General features: G+C 61.4%; 17 protein-coding genes. 16 read left to right on the top strand and 1 reads right to left on the bottom strand.

Annotated features, from left to right (window positions below; translation table 11 throughout):
* The first annotated feature begins 54 nt into the window (after positions 1–54).
* Both GQ59_RS07370 and murJ read left to right on the top strand, forming a co-directional pair.
* On the top strand, positions 55–2,892 hold the full coding sequence (locus GQ59_RS07370; protein WP_037079441.1) for a [protein-PII] uridylyltransferase: 2,838 nt from the start codon (positions 55–57) through the stop codon (positions 2,890–2,892).
* 24 nt (positions 2,893–2,916) lie between these two features.
* The gene (murJ, locus tag GQ59_RS07365; RefSeq protein WP_037079438.1) at positions 2,917–4,485 is read left to right on the top strand and encodes a murein biosynthesis integral membrane protein MurJ; all 1,569 of its coding nucleotides are present in this window, start codon (positions 2,917–2,919) and stop codon (positions 4,483–4,485) included.
* Here murJ and GQ59_RS07360 read toward each other — a convergent pair.
* Positions 4,482–4,922, bottom strand: a complete 441-nt coding sequence (locus tag GQ59_RS07360) for a peptidoglycan L,D-endopeptidase MepK (RefSeq protein WP_037079434.1) — start codon at positions 4,920–4,922, stop codon at positions 4,482–4,484. The two genes, murJ and GQ59_RS07360, sit on opposite strands and share 4 nt — an antisense overlap.
* Positions 4,923–5,293: 371 nt before the next feature.
* Here GQ59_RS07360 and GQ59_RS07355 point away from each other — a divergent pair, with 371 nt between their 5' ends.
* The 14 genes from GQ59_RS07355 to GQ59_RS07290 all read left to right on the top strand — a co-directional run bounded on the left by GQ59_RS07355 (position 5,294) and on the right by GQ59_RS07290 (position 17,140).
* Entirely contained in the window at positions 5,294–5,692 is a 399-nt protein-coding gene (locus tag GQ59_RS07355; protein WP_037079432.1) for a VOC family protein, read from the top strand.
* Between the two features lie 97 nt (positions 5,693–5,789).
* Positions 5,790–6,854 carry a tryptophan--tRNA ligase gene (gene trpS, locus GQ59_RS07350; protein WP_037079427.1) on the top strand — a complete coding sequence of 355 codons (1,065 nt, stop codon included), beginning with the start codon at positions 5,790–5,792 and terminating at the stop codon, positions 6,852–6,854.
* 135 nt (positions 6,855–6,989) lie between these two features.
* Positions 6,990–7,469, top strand: a complete 480-nt coding sequence (locus GQ59_RS07345; RefSeq protein WP_037079425.1) for a universal stress protein — start codon at positions 6,990–6,992, stop codon at positions 7,467–7,469.
* A 115-nt stretch (positions 7,470–7,584) separates the two neighbouring features.
* The gene (locus GQ59_RS07340; protein WP_037079424.1) at positions 7,585–8,151 is read left to right on the top strand and encodes a NifU family protein; all 567 of its coding nucleotides are present in this window, start codon (positions 7,585–7,587) and stop codon (positions 8,149–8,151) included.
* A gap of 18 nt (positions 8,152–8,169) precedes the next feature.
* Positions 8,170–8,835 (top strand): tRNA (adenosine(37)-N6)-threonylcarbamoyltransferase complex dimerization subunit type 1 TsaB, encoded by a 666-nt coding sequence (gene tsaB, locus GQ59_RS07335; protein WP_037079422.1) that lies wholly within the window; start codon positions 8,170–8,172, stop codon positions 8,833–8,835.
* Positions 8,836–8,852: 17 nt separating this feature from the next.
* Complete coding sequence (locus tag GQ59_RS07330; protein ID WP_037080229.1) at positions 8,853–9,347, top strand: GNAT family N-acetyltransferase; 495 nt, start codon at positions 8,853–8,855, stop codon at positions 9,345–9,347.
* Positions 9,348–9,388: 41 nt separating this feature from the next.
* Positions 9,389–9,817 (top strand): Fur family transcriptional regulator, encoded by a 429-nt coding sequence (locus GQ59_RS07325; RefSeq protein ID WP_037079419.1) that lies wholly within the window; start codon positions 9,389–9,391, stop codon positions 9,815–9,817.
* Positions 9,814–10,617 (top strand): lyso-ornithine lipid O-acyltransferase, encoded by an 804-nt coding sequence (gene olsA / locus GQ59_RS07320; protein WP_037079416.1) that lies wholly within the window; start codon positions 9,814–9,816, stop codon positions 10,615–10,617. Before GQ59_RS07325 ends, olsA begins: the two co-directional genes overlap by 4 nt.
* A gap of 43 nt (positions 10,618–10,660) precedes the next feature.
* The gene (gene miaB, locus GQ59_RS07315; RefSeq protein WP_037080226.1) at positions 10,661–12,073 is read left to right on the top strand and encodes a tRNA (N6-isopentenyl adenosine(37)-C2)-methylthiotransferase MiaB; all 1,413 of its coding nucleotides are present in this window, start codon (positions 10,661–10,663) and stop codon (positions 12,071–12,073) included.
* A 24-nt stretch (positions 12,074–12,097) separates the two neighbouring features.
* Positions 12,098–13,153, top strand: coding sequence for a PhoH family protein (locus GQ59_RS07310; RefSeq protein ID WP_037079413.1), 1,056 nt, complete (start codon positions 12,098–12,100; stop codon positions 13,151–13,153).
* Between the two features lie 18 nt (positions 13,154–13,171).
* A complete protein-coding gene (gene ybeY, locus GQ59_RS07305) occupies positions 13,172–13,681 on the top strand; it encodes an rRNA maturation RNase YbeY (protein ID WP_037079411.1) in 510 nt (169 codons plus the stop codon).
* A gap of 9 nt (positions 13,682–13,690) precedes the next feature.
* A complete protein-coding gene (locus GQ59_RS07300; RefSeq protein ID WP_037079409.1) occupies positions 13,691–14,872 on the top strand; it encodes a hemolysin family protein in 1,182 nt (393 codons plus the stop codon).
* 97 nt (positions 14,873–14,969) lie between these two features.
* The gene (gene lnt / locus GQ59_RS07295; protein WP_037079407.1) at positions 14,970–16,571 is read left to right on the top strand and encodes an apolipoprotein N-acyltransferase; all 1,602 of its coding nucleotides are present in this window, start codon (positions 14,970–14,972) and stop codon (positions 16,569–16,571) included.
* Between the two features lie 152 nt (positions 16,572–16,723).
* The gene (locus GQ59_RS07290) at positions 16,724–17,140 is read left to right on the top strand and encodes a helix-turn-helix domain-containing protein (RefSeq protein WP_037079404.1); all 417 of its coding nucleotides are present in this window, start codon (positions 16,724–16,726) and stop codon (positions 17,138–17,140) included.
* Positions 17,141–17,307: the final 167 nt, after the last annotated feature.

Here is a 17,307-nt window from a genome sequence, read left to right as displayed (position 1 = left end):
GTGCCTCAAAAAGATTATAGCCTCCCCCCGCAGGCCGGGCACCGGCAGGATAACATGGCCATACACGACATCGATTTTTCTGAACTTCTCGACGTGGCCCGTCTTCGGGCCGATTGCAGGGCGATCGTCAAGGACAAGGATCGCCCTCAGCTCGAATTGCGGGCGGCACTTCTGCCGTTGCTGCGCCGAGCAAGCGTCGAGGGCCGTGAAAAGGCCCGCCAGCTTCTCTCCAAGGACGGTAGCGGGCTGAATTGCGCCCGCCGCATCTCCTGGCTCCAGGACCAGCTGATTCGCGTTCTCTACGAGACGATTGCCGAAGGTCTCTACAGCGAGGGCACGGATATCGCCGTGGCGGCCGTCGGCGGTTACGGCCGCGATACGCTGGCCCCTGGTTCGGACATCGATCTCCTGTTCCTGCTGCCCCCCCGAAATACCGAGACCATGCGCAAGGCCGTCGAGTTCCTGCTCTATGTGCTGTGGGACATGGGTTTCAAGGTCGGTCATGCGACCCGCACCGTTGAAGAATGCATCCGGCTGTCCAAGACGGACATGACGATCCGCACCGCCATTCTCGAAAGCCGCTACATCTGCGGCCGCGAGGCGCTGGTGACCGACCTCGAGAGCCGTTTCGACAAGGAAATCGTTGCCGATACCGGTCCTGAATTCATCGCCGCCAAGCTTGCCGAGCGCGACAACCGTCACCAGAAGGCCGGCGATACGCGCTATCTGGTCGAGCCGAACGTCAAGGAAGGCAAGGGCGGCCTGCGCGATCTTCACACCCTCTTCTGGATCGCCAAATATTATTACCGGGTTCGCGAAACAACGGAACTCGTCAAGGTGGGCGTTCTTTCCCGGGAGGAAGCGCGCTCGTTCGAGAAGGCCGACGACTTTCTCTGGGCGGTGCGCTGCCAGATGCATTTTCTGACCGGCAAGGCCGAGGAACGTCTCTCCTTCGATATCCAGCGCGAGATCGCCGAGAGCCTCGGTTATCACTCGCGCCCCGGCCTCTCCGCCGTCGAGCGCTTCATGAAGCACTATTTCCTCGTGTCGAAGAATGTTGGCGATCTGACCCGCATTCTCTGCGCCGCGCTGGAGGAGCAGCAGGCGAAGGCGGCACCCGGCATCACCAACCGCGTCATCTCCCGCTTCACCAAACGTCTCAACAAGATCCCCGGCACCGTGGAATTCGTCGTGGACCGAGGCCGCATCACGCTTGCCGATCCGAATGTCTTCAAGCGAGATCCGGTCAATATCATCCGCTTTTTCCATGTGGCCGATATCAACGGGCTGGAGCTTCATCCGGATGCCCTGAAGCGCATGACCCGTTCGCTGGCGCTGATCGACAACGATGTGCGCGAGAACGAAGAGGCGAACCGGCTGTTCCTCTCCATGCTGACCTCGCGGCGCGACCCGGCGTTGATGCTGCGCCGGATGAACGAGGCGGGCGTGCTCGGCCGCTTCATTCCGGAATTCGGCAAGGTGGTCGCGATGATGCAGTTCAACATGTATCATCACTATACGGTCGACGAGCATCTGATCCGCTCGGTCGAGGCGCTGTCGGAAGTGGACAAGGGCAAGGCTGCCGATATCCACCCGCTCGCCAACAAGGTGATGCCGAGTGTCGAGGAGCGCGAGGCGCTTTACGTCGCCGTGCTGTTGCATGACGTCGCCAAGGGTCGGCAGGAGGATCACTCGATCGCCGGCGCCCGCATCGCGCGAAAACTTTGCCCGCGTCTCGGCCTCAACGCCAAGCAGACCGAGCTCGTGGTCTGGCTGATCGAAGTGCATCTGCTGATGTCGATGACGGCCCAGACCCGCGACCTGCACGACCGCAAGACGATCACCGACTTCGCCGAGAAGGTGCAGTCGATGGACCGGCTGAAACTGCTGTTGATTCTGACCATCTGCGACATCCGTGCCGTCGGCCCGGGCGTCTGGAACGGCTGGAAGGGGCAGCTGCTGCGCACGCTCTATTACGAGACCGAACTGCTGCTCTCGGGCGGTTTCTCCGAGGTGTCGCGCAAGGAGCGTGCCAAGTTGGCCGAAGAGGAGCTCTTCAAGGCATTGGCCGAGTGGAGCGCCAAGGACCGTCGGACCTATTCGAAACTCCACTACCAGCCCTACCTCCTGTCGGTCTCGCTGGACGACCAGATCCGTCACACGAAATTCCTCCGGGACACGGACAAGGCAGGCCAGGCGCTCGCCACCATGGTGAGGACGGACAGTTTCCACGCCATCACCGAGATCACCGTCCTGGCGCCGGACCATCCGCGGCTGTTGTCGATCATCGCCGGCGCGTGCGCCGCGGCGGGCGCCAACATTGCCGACGCACAGATCTTCACGACCTCGGACGGCCGGGCGCTCGACACCATTCTGATCAACCGGGAATTCCCGGTGGACGAGGACGAACTGCGCCGCGCCGGCACGATCAGCCGGATGATCGAGGACGTGCTGTCGGGCAAGAAGCGCCTGCCGGAAGTCATTGCGACGCGCGCCAAGTCCCGCAAGCGCAACAAGACCTTCACCATTCCGCCGTCGGTCATTCTCTCGAACGGCCTGTCGAACAAGTTCACGGTCATCGAGGTGGAATGCCTCGACCGCACCGGCCTGCTTGCGGATATCACCGCCGTGCTCGCCGATCTCTCGCTCGACATCCATTCGGCACGCATCACCACCTTCGGCGAAAAGGTCATCGATACCTTCTACGTCACCGATCTTGTCGGCCAGAAGGTCGTGAACGAGAACCGCCAGGGCAATATCGCAGCGCGGCTGAAGGCTGTGATGTCCGAGCAGGAGGATGAACTGAGAAGCGGCATGCCGACGGGCATCATCGCCCCGGCTCCCAATCCGGACCTAGCGCCCCAGCCCCGCAAGTCCAAGGCAAGCATGTGAGCCCCCTGCGATGAGCCTCGCCCAATGAGCCTTGTTCGGAAATTCGCGACAGTCGGCGGAGCGACCCTCGGCAGCCGGATTTTCGGCTTTGCGCGCGAGACCTTCATGGCCGCAGCACTCGGTACCGGCCCGATGGCCGACGTTTTCTACGCCGCCTTCCGCTTTCCGAACCTCTTCCGCCGGCTGTTTGCCGAAGGCGCCTTCAACGCCGCCTTCGTGCCGTTGTTTTCGAAAGAGATCGAGGCGAACGGCGTCGAGGGCGCCAAGCGCTTTTCGGAAGAGGTTTTCGGCGTTCTCTTCTCTGCCTTGATGATCATCACCATCATAATGGAACTGATGATGCCATGGCTGGTGGAATGGATCATCGCACCGGGCTTCGCCGACGATCCCGAAAAGACCTCCATCACTGTCCGCCTTGCGGCGGTGATGTTTCCCTATCTGATGTGCATGTCGCTGACGGCGATGATGAGCGGCATGCTCAATTCGCTGCATCACTTCTTTGCGGCCGCCATTGCCCCGGTCTTCCTGAACGTGGTGATGATCGGGGCGCTGCTCTACGGCCTCTGGGTCGATGCCGATCCGCTGACCATCGCCTGGTATCTCTCCTGGAGCGTGCTGGCCGCCGGCATCCTGCAGCTTGCCGTCGTCTATGCCGGCGTGCGCCATGCCGGCATCAACATCGGCTTCCGCCGCCCCAAGATGACGCCGAACGTCAAGCGCCTCCTCGTGCTCGCGGTGCCCGCGGCCGTTACCGGCGGCATCACCCAGATCAACCAGATCATCGGCCAGGCGATCGCGTCCGGCAAGGAAGGCGCGATCGCCGCCCTCCAATATGCCGACCGCATCTACCAGCTTCCGCTTGGGGTGGTCGGCGTCGCCGTCGGCGTCGTGCTCCTGCCGGAACTTGCCCGTGCCTTGAAGGGCGGGCATCTCAAGGACGCCGCCAATACCCAGAACCGCTCGATCGAATTTGTGCTGTTCCTGACGCTTCCGGCCGCCGCCGGCCTCTGGATCCTGTCGGACGCGATCATCCGCGTGCTTTATGAGCGCGGCGCCTTCTCCGCCGAAAACACCTCGGTCGTCGCCTCCATCCTCGCGATCTATGGCATAGGTCTGCCGGGCTTCGTGCTGATCAAGGCGCTGCAGCCCGGTTTTTATGCCCGCGAGGACACCAGGACGCCGATGCGTTTCACCATGCTCTCGGTCGTCATCAATTCAGGCCTGGCGATTTCGCTTTTCCCGCTGATCGCCGAGCGCGGCATCGCGACTGCCGAGGCTGCGGCGGGCTGGACAAATACCATCCTGCTGTTCACGACCCTCGTCTGGCGCGGCCATCTCACGTGGGAATGGGCACTCGCGAAGCGTACGGCGCTGCTGCTCGTCTCGACCGCGATCATGTCCGCAGCGCTGATCTATGCGCTCCGCCATGCCGGCCCGTGGCTGACCCCGGATGCCCTGCTGATCCACCAGGTCACGGCACTCTCCTGCCTGCTTGTCCTGGCGATGGTCGTCTATTTCGCCTGCGCCTTCCTGATCGGCGGCGCCGACATCGGCATGATACGCCGGAACATCAAGCGGAAGCCGAAGGCCTAACCCCGCTTGCGGCGCCCGCAATATGCCCACCGGCGTTTCGGCCCGACATCCACATGAACGATGCCGTTGCAATAGCGGCCGATGCCGCCGATGCCGGGTGCGCTGGCCGCAGCGGCGAGGATTGCTCGTTCCGATACACCCGGTACGCGGATATCCGCCGCATAACAGTGGCTATGCTGCGACCTGCCCGAATGCGGCCGGTGGCCGGACGTGACCATCGGCTTACGGCCGGTCTCGCGCGCGATATGCGCAAGGATGGCCCCCAGCTTTTCCGGAAAGCAGCTCGTGCGAACGCTGATCCGCTGCACGGTGAAGAAGGCTGAATAATCGTGCTTGAAGGAAGTGCTTCTTCGCTTTTGGCTTTCGCCAGCTTCGGCAGTGACGTTGAGGCCTAGCGCCAATAGGCAGGTAAGCGCGACGCGAAATAAGATGCGCATGATATCCCCCGAGATGAGACCGTATCGTTCATGACCGGTTAACCGTGGTGCGCTTGGGTATTTCCTTTCCAAAAGGGGCGCGAATAAGGAGACTTTTGCTCAGAAATAGGATTTTGGCTGCCTAAAAGACTAACATTCATTAATCTATTCGGGGGTGGCCGGAGAAAAATTTTGCCTTTAGGCGTATTGACTTAGGAGTTGTACCCCTAATGAGGTAGGCATTTCGCAGCCCTACCTCGAATGATATGTGGACCGCTCTTTTGTCGCTGTAGTGTTTCGCGAGACCTCCTGAATGGAGCTCCTCGCTCCGCCAAAACCGCCCCGGCCGGCAATATGCGGGCGGCCTAATCACTCGAATTCGGAGCTTTCGCATGCCCGTCCAATCGCTGTTTCTCGTGGCGCTGATCGTCGATGACTACGACCGGGCCAAGGATTTTTATTGCGGAGTGCTCGGCTTTGATTGCCTGGAGGACAGCGTGCAGCCGCAGGGCAAGCGTTGGGTCGTGGTGAAGCCGAAGGGCGGCGAGGGCGCGGCCCTGTTGCTGGCTGAGGCCGCCACCGACACGCAGAAGGCTGCGATCGGCAACCAGACCGGCGGCCGGGTCGGCTTCTTCCTGAAGACGGACGATTTTGCCCGCGACCATGCCGCCATGGCCGCCAAGGGCGTCCGTTTTATCGAGGAGCCGCGGCACGAGATCTACGGCTCGGTGGCCGTGTTTGCCGATCCCTACGGCAACACCTGGGATCTGATTGAACACGCGGCTCGCTGATGCTCTTGATCCTCCGCGCTTCGCCGTGCATAAGCCCGCGCGTTAGCAACATGACCCTTCGGGTCTGGGGCCCTCCACCAGCCTAATCGAGGACGATATGAACAGCTTCAAGCCGCTTGTCTTTTCCGGCGTTCAGCCGACCGGCAATCTCCATCTCGGCAATTATCTCGGTGCGATCCGCAAGTTCGTCGCGCTGCAGGAAAACAACGACTGCATCTATTGTGTCGTCGACCTGCATGCGATCACCGCCCAGCTTGTCCATGACGATCTGAAGGGGCAGATCCGCTCGATCGCCGCCGCCTTCATCGCTTCGGGCATCGACCCGAAGAAACATATCGTCTTCAACCAGTCGGCCGTGCCGCAGCATGCGGAACTCGCCTGGATCTTCAATTGCGTCGCCCGCATCGGCTGGATGAACCGGATGACCCAGTTCAAGGACAAGGCCGGCAAGGACCGCGAGAACGCCTCGCTCGGCCTGCTCGCCTATCCGAGTCTGATGGCTGCCGACATTCTCGTCTATCGCGCCACCCACGTGCCGGTCGGCGACGACCAGAAGCAGCACCTGGAACTCGCCCGCGATATCGCCCAGAAGTTCAACATCGACTTCCAGGAGAAGATCCGCGCCGCCGGCACCGGCGTCGACATGGTCGTCGGCGAGGAGCCGATCCATGGTTTCTTCCCGCTGGTCGAGCCGCTGATCGAGGGGCCGGCGCCCCGCGTCATGTCGTTGCGTGACGGCACCAAGAAGATGTCGAAATCCGACCCGTCGGATTTGTCGCGCATCAACCTGATGGACGATCCGGAAGAGATCGCCAAGAAGATCCGCAAGGCCAAGACCGATCCGGAGGGCCTGCCGAGCGAACTCGAAGGCCTCAAGGGCCGCCCGGAAGCCGACAACCTGGTCGGCATCTATGCAGCCCTTGCCGACAGGAGCAAGGCCGACGTTCTCGCCGAATATGGCGGCCAGCAGTTCTCGGTCTTCAAGCCGGCGCTGGCCGATCTCGCCGTGCACGTGCTTTCGCCGATCACGTCCGAGATGCGCCGCCTGATGGACGACACGACCCATATCGATGCCATCCTCAAGGATGGCGGCGAGCGCGCCCGCGCCCGTGCCGAAAAGGTCATGGGAGACGTCTTCGACATCGTCGGTTTCCTGCGTTGAGATCATCGGCGCCCTTAGAGTCACGCAAAGATTGCATACCCGTCACGACATTCGTGGCGGGTTTTCATTTTTTTCGGTTGGTATAAGTTCCGCATCACGACTGCTTGGGTCGTCTACGTGCGAAGGAGGGGCGGCATGGTATCGAAACGGCTTTCGCGGCTTGAAGGGCACCGGCGCAAGTTCATGGCGGTCATCGACGGCACCCCGGAATGTGAAAAGGCGGTCCATTACGCGGGGCGCCGCGCCAAGAACTCTAACGGCGGTCTCGTCCTGCTTTTCGTCATCCCCGAGGGCGATTTCCAGCAGTGGCTGGGCGTCGAGCAGATCATGCGTGCTGAGGCCCGCGAAGAGGCGGATGCGGTAATGGCCAAGACCGCCCAGAAGGTGCGCGAGACGATCGGCATCGATCCGGAAATCGTCATCCGCGAAGGTAACGCCAGCGAACAGATCATCCAGCTGGTCGAGGAAGACCGCGATATCGCGGTCCTCGTCCTGGCGGCCGGCTCCACCAAGGAAGGGCCGGGACCCCTGGTGTCCGCCGTTGCCGCCTTCCCGATTCCCGTCACCGTGCTGCCCGACACGCTGACGGCCGAGGAAATTGACGCGCTGGCATGATTGCGGACTTGATCTTGCGCAGGCAAAGGAGCACTTGAACGAAAAGCTGATACGGCTTATCTTCTTTTGAAGAGTTCTAAATTTGCGAGGGGCGCCGTGCCCCAGGAGAGACGAGATGTTCATTCAGACGGAAGCCACCCCCAATCCGGCGACCCTGAAGTTCCTGCCTGGCAAAGTCGTCATGGATAAAGGCACCGCCGATTTCCGCAACGCCGGCGAGGCGGAAGCATCTCCGCTGGCCGAGCGCCTGTTCGGCATCTCCGGCGTCACCGGCGTCTATTTCGGTTACGACTTCATCACCGTCACCAAGGAAAGCGCCGAATGGCAGCACCTGAAGCCGGCGATCCTCGGCTCGATCATGGAGCATTTCATGTCCGGCGCGCCGGTCATGGGCGGTACGTCCACTCTTGCTGAAGCATCCGACGAGGAAGGTGAGTTCTTCGACGAGGACGACGAAACGATCGTCGCGACGATCAAGGAACTGCTCGAAACCCGCGTCCGCCCGGCCGTCGCCCAGGATGGCGGCGACATTACCTTCAAGGGTTTCCGGGACGGCACGGTCTACCTCAACATGAAGGGTGCATGCTCCGGCTGCCCGTCTTCCACGGCGACGCTGAAGCACGGCGTGCAGAACCTGCTCAAGCATTTCGTTCCGGAAGTGCAGGCCGTCGAAGCGCTCTAAGCCCACCGGCACCGTTGAATGATTGTTCTCGCCATCGACACCGCCGGAGTGGATTGCTCCGCAGCGCTCTATGACAGCGCCGCGGGCAAAGTGCTGTCGGCTGTCACCGAAACGATCGGCAAGGGCCATGCCGAAAGGCTGATGTCGGTCATCGACGAAGCGCTCGCTGCAGCCGGTCTTCCTCTCAAAGCCGTCGAACGCGTCGCGGTCGTCATAGGCCCCGGCTCCTTCACCGGCATTCGCGTCGGCGTTGCCGCCGCCCGTGGCCTGGCCTTGGCTCTTGGTGTGGAATCGGTCGGGGTGACCACGCTCGAGGCTCTGGCGCTCAAGTTTCTTGGCGAACATCCCGGCCAGCCGGTCGTGGTTGCCATGGATGCCAAGCGCAACGAGGTCTACACCCAGGCGTTTTCCGCCAATGGGGAGGCGCTGAGCCAACCGGCAGCACTTTCGCCTGAGGATGTTTCGGAACTCGCCAGGTCTCTTTCGGCACCAATCACCGGCTCTTGGGCCGAACACTCCCTTGGCAAGGGAGTTGCAGACCATGACGGGCGGGACCGCTTCGATATCGCCTTCGTTGCCCGCATCGCCGCCGAAAAACCTGCGGATGCGCAACGTCCCAAACCATTGTATCTTCGGGGACCAGATGCGAAACCGCAGACCGGTTTTGCCCTTGCCCGTTCGTGAATGTACAGACCGCGCCGATGCTCGACGATTACCTGACCTGGAAGCCGTATTTCGAAGTCCTGCCGATGGAGGCGAGCGACTGCCTGGAGATCTCCGAGCTGCATGGCCAGCGATTTCCGCGTCAGTGGAGTGACGGCGAATTCCAGAACCTGCTTCTGCAGCAAAATGTCTTCGGTTTCATCGCCCGTCAGACCAATGCGTTTTTCTCCAAGCCGCTCGGTGGGTTCGTTCTGTCGCGGGAAGCGGCCGGCGAGGCGGAGATCCTGACGGTCGCCGTTAACGAGAAATTCGGCCGGGTGGGACTCGGCTGGCGTCTGATGCAGGCGGCCTTGCGCGAGGCCGCGGCGCGCGGCGGGGAGAGCATGTTCCTGGAAGTGGAGGCGGCGAATCGCCCTGCTGTCGAGCTTTACCGCAAGCTCGGTTTCCAGAAAGTGGGCGAGCGCCCCGCCTATTATGCCGGGCCGGACGGGAGGCGATCCACGGCGCTTGTCATGAGCCGCGTTCTTCGTTAGTCCGTTAGTTTCTACGGGAACGTTTCGAAGGCCAAAACGACATGACAGACCTTTCCAAGACCCTGGAGGAGCTGTGTGCCGAGAAAGGCATGCGAATGACGGATCAACGCCGCGTGATCGCGCGTATCCTGCAGGAATCCGTTGACCATCCGGATGTCGAGGAACTCTATCGCCGGTCCTCCAAGGTCGATCCGCGTATCTCCATCTCCACGGTCTACCGCACGGTAAAATTGTTCGAGGACGAAGGGATCATAGAACGTCACGATTTCCGCGACGGCCGCTCGCGTTACGAGACCGTGCCTGAGGAACATCACGACCACATGATCGATCTCACCACCGGCAATGTCATCGAGTTCCGCTCGGCGGAAATCGAGGCGCTGCAGGAACGCATTGCCCGGGAGCACGGGTTCCGTCTCGTCGGCCACCGGCTGGAGCTCTACGGCATCCCGCTGGACAAGGATGATAAGTGATTACTTGGGCGCGGATCGGCTTCGTTTTCGTTGCTCTTTTCGCAGTTACGCTGGTCCTGTTGCCGTTTCAGCTCCTCGGCCTCGCCTTCGACCTCAAGATCCGCCGCTATATCCCGCGCTACTGGCATAAGACCGCCTGTTTTCTGCTTGGCATCCGCATTCATGTTCACGGAGCGCTGGATCGCCGCCGGCCGCTGATGCTTGCGTGCAATCATGCGTCCTGGAAGGACATTCTGGTGCTCGGCGCAATCGCCGACGTGGTCTTCATTGCCAAGATGGAAGTGTCGGAATGGCCGGTCTTCGGCACGCTCGCCAAGCTGCAGAAGAGCATCTTCGTCGTCCGTGAACAGAGGCGCCGCACCGGCGATCAGGTGAACGAAATTGCCGAGCGCATGGCAGCCGGCGAAGTCGTCGTGCTCTTTCCCGAGGGCACCACCTCCGACGGCAACCGGCTTCTGGAGGTCAAGTCGTCATTGTTCGGGGCCGCCGCAGCCGCGGTCCAGCACACGCCGGAGGGCGTCGTGCATGTCCAGCCCGTGGCGATCGCCTATACCCGCGTCCACGGCATGGCGATGGGCCGTTATCATCGGCCGATCGCGGCGTGGCCTGGCGATATCGAACTCGTGCCGCATCTGCTCGGCGTCCTGAAGGAAGGCGCGCTGGACGTGGACGTCGCCTTCGGGGAAACGGTCGATTTCCGCGCCGGCGACAACCGCAAGCATCTGAGCATGGCCGTGACGAGCCGGCTTCGGCGCATGCTGATCCGCCATCTGCGGGGTCGTGACTACGAAGCGCTTTAGGAAACGCTTCATTTCCGGGTATTCTTGCGGTATGGAGCGAGCCATGAACGAACACGTCTCCCTTTCCGTGGCCGCCGAAGAGCCGGTCCAGCGCTCGAATACCCGCAAGGTCTTCATCAAGACCTACGGTTGCCAGATGAATGTCTACGATTCAGGCCGCATGAGCGATGCGCTGGCGGGCGAAGGTTACGTGCCGACCGAAGAGATGGGCGAGGCCGACCTGATCCTCCTCAACACCTGTCACATCCGCGAGAAGGCGGCCGACAAGGTCTATTCTGCGCTCGGGCGTCTTCGCGACATGAAGAAGGCGCGCGCTGCCGAAGGCCGGGAGCTGATGATCGGTGTCGCCGGCTGCGTCGCCCAGGCGGAAGGCGAGGAAATCATCCGCCGTGCGCCGGCCGTCGACGTGGTGATCGGCCCGCAGACCTACCATCGCCTGCCGGAAGCGCTGAGGCGCGCCCGCGGCGGAAAGCCTGTCGTCGACACCGAATATGCGGTCGAGGACAAGTTCGAGCACCTGCCGGTTACCGAAAAGGCGAAGATCCGCGCCCGCGGCGTCACCGCCTTCCTCACCGTTCAGGAAGGCTGCGACAAGTTCTGCACCTTCTGCGTCGTGCCCTATACCCGCGGTTCGGAGGTCTCCCGCCCCGTCCAGCAGATCGTCGACGAAGCCTGGCGGCTTGTCGATGGCGGTGTGCGCGAGATCACCCTGCTCGGCCAGAACGTCAATGCCTGGCGTGCGGAAGGCCCGAAAGGCGGAGAATGGAGCCTCGGCGACCTGCTTTATCGCCTGGCGGAAATCCCGGGCCTCGCGCGTTTGCGCTATACGACCAGCCACCCGCGCGACATGGATGACCGGCTGATCGAGGCCCATCGCAACCTGCGCACCCTGATGCCCTATCTGCATCTGCCGGTCCAGGCTGGTTCGGACCGCATTCTGAAGGCCATGAACCGCCGCCACACGGGTGCCGAATATCTCCGCCTGATCGAGCGCATCCGCGAAGCCCGGCCGGATATCGCCATCGCCGGCGATTTCATCGTCGGTTTCCCCGGCGAGACGGACAGGGATTTCGAAGACACGCTGCGCCTCGTCGAGGACGTGAACTACGCCCAGGCCTATTCCTTCAAATACTCGACCCGTCCGGGCACGCCTGGCGCCGATCTTGGCGATCAGGTGCCGGAAGACGTGAAGGCGGAGCGGCTCGAAAGATTGCAGGCCCTGCTCTTGAAACAGCAGGCCGAGTTCGCCAAATCCTGCGTTGGAAAAGTCATCGACCTGTTGCTCGAAAAGCCCGGTCGCATGCCAGGACAGATAATCGGACGCTCTCCCTGGCTTCAATCTGTGAATGTTGATGCAAAAACATCGCAAATCGGTGACATTATCGAGGTACGAATCAGTGGAACCGGCCCGAACAGCTTGTTTGCCGACCCGGCAGGGAGTTTAATAGGAGCCTGAGCTAAGATCGAGGAGCTTGCCTACTTGAACGGACATGAATTGGTTTCTTCATCCGCGCGCCACCCCCGCACCGCCGCTACCGACGCCAATCACTTTGTCCTGACGTTCGAGAACAATAGGTTCGCCAGCGAGCTTTTCGGTCAGTTCGACCAGAATCTCAAACTTCTCGAAGAACGGCTTCATATCGACGCCAGGGCACGCGGCAATTCGGTTGCCATCTCCGGCGATCTGATCGCCACCAACCAGGCGCGCCGGGCGCTGGATTTCCTTTATGAGCGCATCCAGAAGGGCGGTTCGGTCGACACCTCCGACGTCGACGGCGCGATCCGCATGGCGCAGGCGGCAGACGACCAGCTGCAGCTGCCGACGCTGGAGAAAAAAGCCAAGCTCTCCATGAGCCAGATTTCCACCAAGAAGAAGACGGTCGTCGCACGCACCCCGACCCAGGACGCCTATATGCGGTCGCTGGAACGGTCGGAGCTCGTGTTTGGCGTCGGACCGGCCGGTACCGGCAAGACCTATCTCGCCGTCGCTCATGCCGCCCAGCTTCTGGAGCGCGGGGCTGTCGATCGCATCATCCTGTCGCGTCCGGCCGTCGAAGCCGGCGAGCGCCTGGGCTTTCTGCCCGGCGACATGAAGGACAAGGTCGATCCCTATCTGCGGCCGCTCTATGACGCTCTCTACGACATGATGCCGGGCGACAAGGTGGAACGGGCGATCACCGCCGGCGTCATCGAAATCGCGCCGCTTGCCTTCATGCGCGGTCGCACGCTCGCAAATGCCGCGGTCATCCTCGACGAGGCGCAGAACACCACGTCGATGCAGATGAAGATGTTCCTGACGCGTCTTGGCGAAAATGCCCGGATGATCATCACCGGCGACCCGAGCCAGGTCGATCTTCCGCGCGGCGTGAAATCCGGCCTGGTGGAGGCGCTACAGATCCTGAAGGGCGTCGAGGGCATTTCGGTGATCCGATTCAAGGATACCGACGTGGTCCGCCATCCGCTGGTCGGCCGCATCGTCCGGGCCTATGACGCGCAATATGCCGTTCACGAGGAAAGCGAGGAAGTCGACCGGTAACGGTCGGCTCCAAACCTTATGCCCCAACTCGACATACAGATCAGCATTGAAGACGAGGGCTGGCCCGAAGAGCCGGCCCTTTTGGCGCTGAGCGAAAAAACGCTTGGCGCCGCGGCCGAATTCCTGGCGGGCCAGGAAAAACAGCCGTTCCCGAAAATCGCTCCGGAATTGTCGTTGGTCTTTACCGACGATGCGGCGATCAAGGAAATCAACGCCGAATGGCGGGGCAAGGACAAGCCGACCAACGTCCTGTCTTTCCCGGCCTTCCCGCTCGAACCGGGCAAGACGCCCGGGCCGATGCTCGGCGATATCGTCATCGCTCGCGAGACAGTTGAGCGGGAAGCGGTTGATCTCGACAAGAGTTTCGAGGATCATCTGACCCATCTGCTCGTCCACGGTTTCCTGCATCTATTCGGCTACGACCATATGCAAACGGACGAAGCGGAAAGAATGGAAGCGTTGGAGACTCGCATTTTGGCCGTGCTTGGCCTATCTGACCCCTATGCGGGGCAAGACCCGATAGTATAGTCTGGACCAATGAACGACTTTTCGACAAACCCGACCCGCGAGGGCAAGGACGCCGACTCAAGTTCCTCGGAAGAGGGCAGTAGTCCGTCCCGCGCGGAAGCCCAAAAACACCAAAGCTCTTTCTGGTCTCGCGCGGTCCGGCTGCTCAGGCCGTCTCAGGGCGAGAGACTCCGCGAAGATCTCGCCGACGCCTTGCTGACCGACACCAATATCAGCAATGCCTTTTCGCCCGAGGAGCGGGCGATGCTCCATAATATCCTCCGCTTCCGCGAGGTGCGCGTCGAGGACATCATGGTGCCCCGTGCCGATATCGAGGCGGTCGACATGGCCATGACCATCGGCGAGCTGATGATCCATTTCGAGGAAACCGGCCGCTCGCGCATGCCGGTCTACAACGACACGCTCGATGACCCGCGCGGCATGGTCCATATCCGCGACCTCCTTTCCTATCTCGCCAAGCAGGCACGCAACAAACGCCGTACGAGTGCGCGTGCGGCACCCGCACAGCCGATGCCGCTTGCAACAGACAAGCCGGAAAAGGCGGAAAAGACCGTGCGTACGCCGCGGCCTGCCTTCGACCTCGGCCGCGTCGATCTCGAGCAGACGGTTGCCGAAGCCGGGCTGATCCGCAAGATTCTGTTCGTGCCGCCGTCGATGCTCGCTTCCGACCTGATGCAGAGCATGCAGGCGGCGCGCACCCAGCTGGCGCTCGTCATCGACGAATATGGCGGGACAGACGGCCTCGTCACCCATGAGGATATCGTCGAAATGGTAATCGGCGATGTCGAGGACGAACATGACAATGAAGAGGTCATGTTCTCCCGCACCAGCGAAGATGTCTTCGTCGCCGATGCGCGTATCGAACTGGAAGAGATAGCCAAGGCGATCGGTTCCGATTTCGACATCCGCGACCGCCTTGAAGACGTCGATACGCTGGGCGGCCTGATCTTCTCCGCGCTTGGCCGCATTCCCGTGCGCGGCGAGGTGGTGCAGGCGGTGCCCGGCTTCGAATTCCAGATCCTGGAGGCCGATCCTCGCCGCATCAAGCGCGTACGGATCCTGCGCAGGCGCACGCTCGCACGCCGCCGGCAGAAAGGCGAGGGCGAGATGCTGCTCACCGATCAGACGCCGACTGCGCTGCTGCCGGCGCCATCCGCTCAGGACGCGGACGGACGCAACCATCAGGCCTGAGTGATCCCTGAAGTGTCCGCGCCGCTTTGACCTCACGACAAGCCCGCCATTTTTTGAAAGACTGCAGCCGCTGATTCGGGGGCGGAAGGGAACATAGATGGAGCGGCTGGCGGGCAGGATCATGCTTCTCTGGGGCTTCCCGCGCGTCGTCGTCGCTTTTCTTGCAGGAGCGGTCGGAGCGCTCGCGCTCCCGCCCTTCGGTTTCTTTGCGGCGCTGTTCATCTCCTTCACGCTGCTCGTCTGGCTGATGGACGGTTCCACCGGCAATCCTGACGGGGGACGATTCGCGCGGTTTCGGTCGGCCTTCTGGATCGGCTGGGTCTTCGGATTCGGCTATTTCGTCGCCGGCCTCTGGTGGCTCGGCAACGCGCTTCTGGTGGAAGCGGACGAATTTGCCTGGGCGCTGCCGCTCGCGGTTCTTGGCCTGCCTGCCTATCTCGCCCTCTTTTACGGTCTTGCGACGGCGATCGCCCGCATCTTCTGGTCGGATGGTTTCGGGCGGATGGCCTCGCTTGCCCTCGGCTTCGGTCTTGCCGAATGGCTTCGCGGCTTCGTAGCGACCGGCTTCCCTTGGAATGCCGTCGGTTATGGCGCTATGCCCATGCCGCTGATGATGCAATCCGCAGCCGTGCTTGGCATTTTCGGCGTGACGGTTCTTGCCGTATTCGTGTTTTCAGCACCCGCTCTGATCGGCACCAAGAAGGGCATGCGGACCGGATTAGCGCTCGCCGTCCTGCTGTTTGCCGCCCATCTGGGTTATGGCGCCTATCGTCTGCACATCGCCGACGCCGGGCCGGCTCCAGCCGCCGACAACCAGCCGGTCGTCCGCATCGTTCAACCGGTCATCGACCAGGCGCGAAAATTGGACGACGCCGAACGCGCGGCAATCTTTGAAGAACATCTGGCGTTGTCGGCTTTGCCACCCGAGAACGGCGGCAAGCGGCCGGACATCATCGTCTGGCCCGAAACATCGGTGCCATTCATTCTGACCCAGAACCCGGATGCGCTGACCCGCATCGCCGAGGTGTTGCAGGATGGTCAGGTCCTCATTACCGGCGCGGTGCGCTCGGAAGATGCCGGCGCGGGCTTCGCGCCGCGTTTTTACAATTCCATCTACGTGATCGACAGCGAAGGCCAGATCGTTTCGGCATCGGACAAGGTGCATCTCGTCCCGTTCGGCGAATATGTCCCCTACGAGGATCTCCTGCGCAATCTCGGCATCCCCGATGCCATCGCCATGCCGGGCGGTTTCAGTGCGGCGCCGGTACGGGCCATGCTGACCTTGCCGGGCGGCAGGACCTTCTACCCACTAATCTGTTACGAGGCGATCTTCCCGGACGAGATTGGGCCGGACGTAGAGCGGGCGAGCGCGCTTCTGAATGTTACCAATGACGGCTGGTTCGGAGCGACGCCGGGTCCATATCAGCACTTCCAGCAGGCTCGAATCCGCGCAGTCGAAACCGGCCTGCCGCTGATTCGCGGGGCAAATACCGGCGTTTCGGCGGTTGTCGACCCCTTCGGAAGGCTGATCCGGGGTTTGGACTATAATCAAAAAGGCGTGATGGACGCAACCTTGGGCGGTATTTCAATCCCGCATTGGGAAGTGAATGCTCGGGAACATCACTTCTGGTTGGTTCTTGGACTGATGTTGTTGATTGCAGTCATCTCGCGCGCTGGTTTTAATTTTAGGACGAATTGACCAAAAACCCCTAAAATTGCATAGTGGTCTCAGCCTTTCGTCTCGCCATATGCTTCAAACGTTGAGCCTGTTGTGACCAGCCGCGCGAAGTGTATCTCCACACGCAGACCGGGTTGTGAGGATTGATCAACAAACGTCGTCAGGACATCGTTATGATTGAAAACAAAAAGAAGCCGAACCCGATCGATATTCACGTCGGGAGCCGAATTCGCCTTCGCCGGACCATGCTCGGAATGAGCCAGGAAAAGCTCGGTGAAAGCCTTGGCATTACATTCCAGCAGATTCAGAAATACGAAAAAGGCACGAACCGCGTCGGGGCGAGCCGTCTGCAGAACATCTCCAGCATTCTCAACGTGCCGGTCTCCTTCTTCTTCGAAGATGCGCCGGGCGATCAAGGCGGTCAGGGCGGCATGGCGGAAGCCTCAAGCTCCAACTACGTGGTCGATTTCCTCTCCTCCTCCGAAGGTCTGCAACTGAACCGGGCCTTCGTGAAGATTTCGGATCCGAAAGTCCGTCGGCGTGTGGTGGATCTCGTAAAGGCACTGGCAGCAGATGCCGAGGTCGAATAAGGCTCATTGATATCAATGCAGAAGCGGCCTCCGGGCCGCTTTTTTGTTGCCCGTTCCGAAGCCTTGGGGTGTTGCGGGAATGTCTAACTTGTACACATAAAGATATATTTATGTCGTTGTACGCTTGTGTTTGTCGATGGAAATCACTAACACAGGTGCGTTCGTTT

Source organism: Neorhizobium vignae (genome assembly GCF_000732195.1).
Lineage (GTDB): Bacteria > Pseudomonadota > Alphaproteobacteria > Rhizobiales > Rhizobiaceae > Neorhizobium > Neorhizobium vignae.
This window is presented reverse-complemented; position numbering and strand designations above follow the sequence as displayed.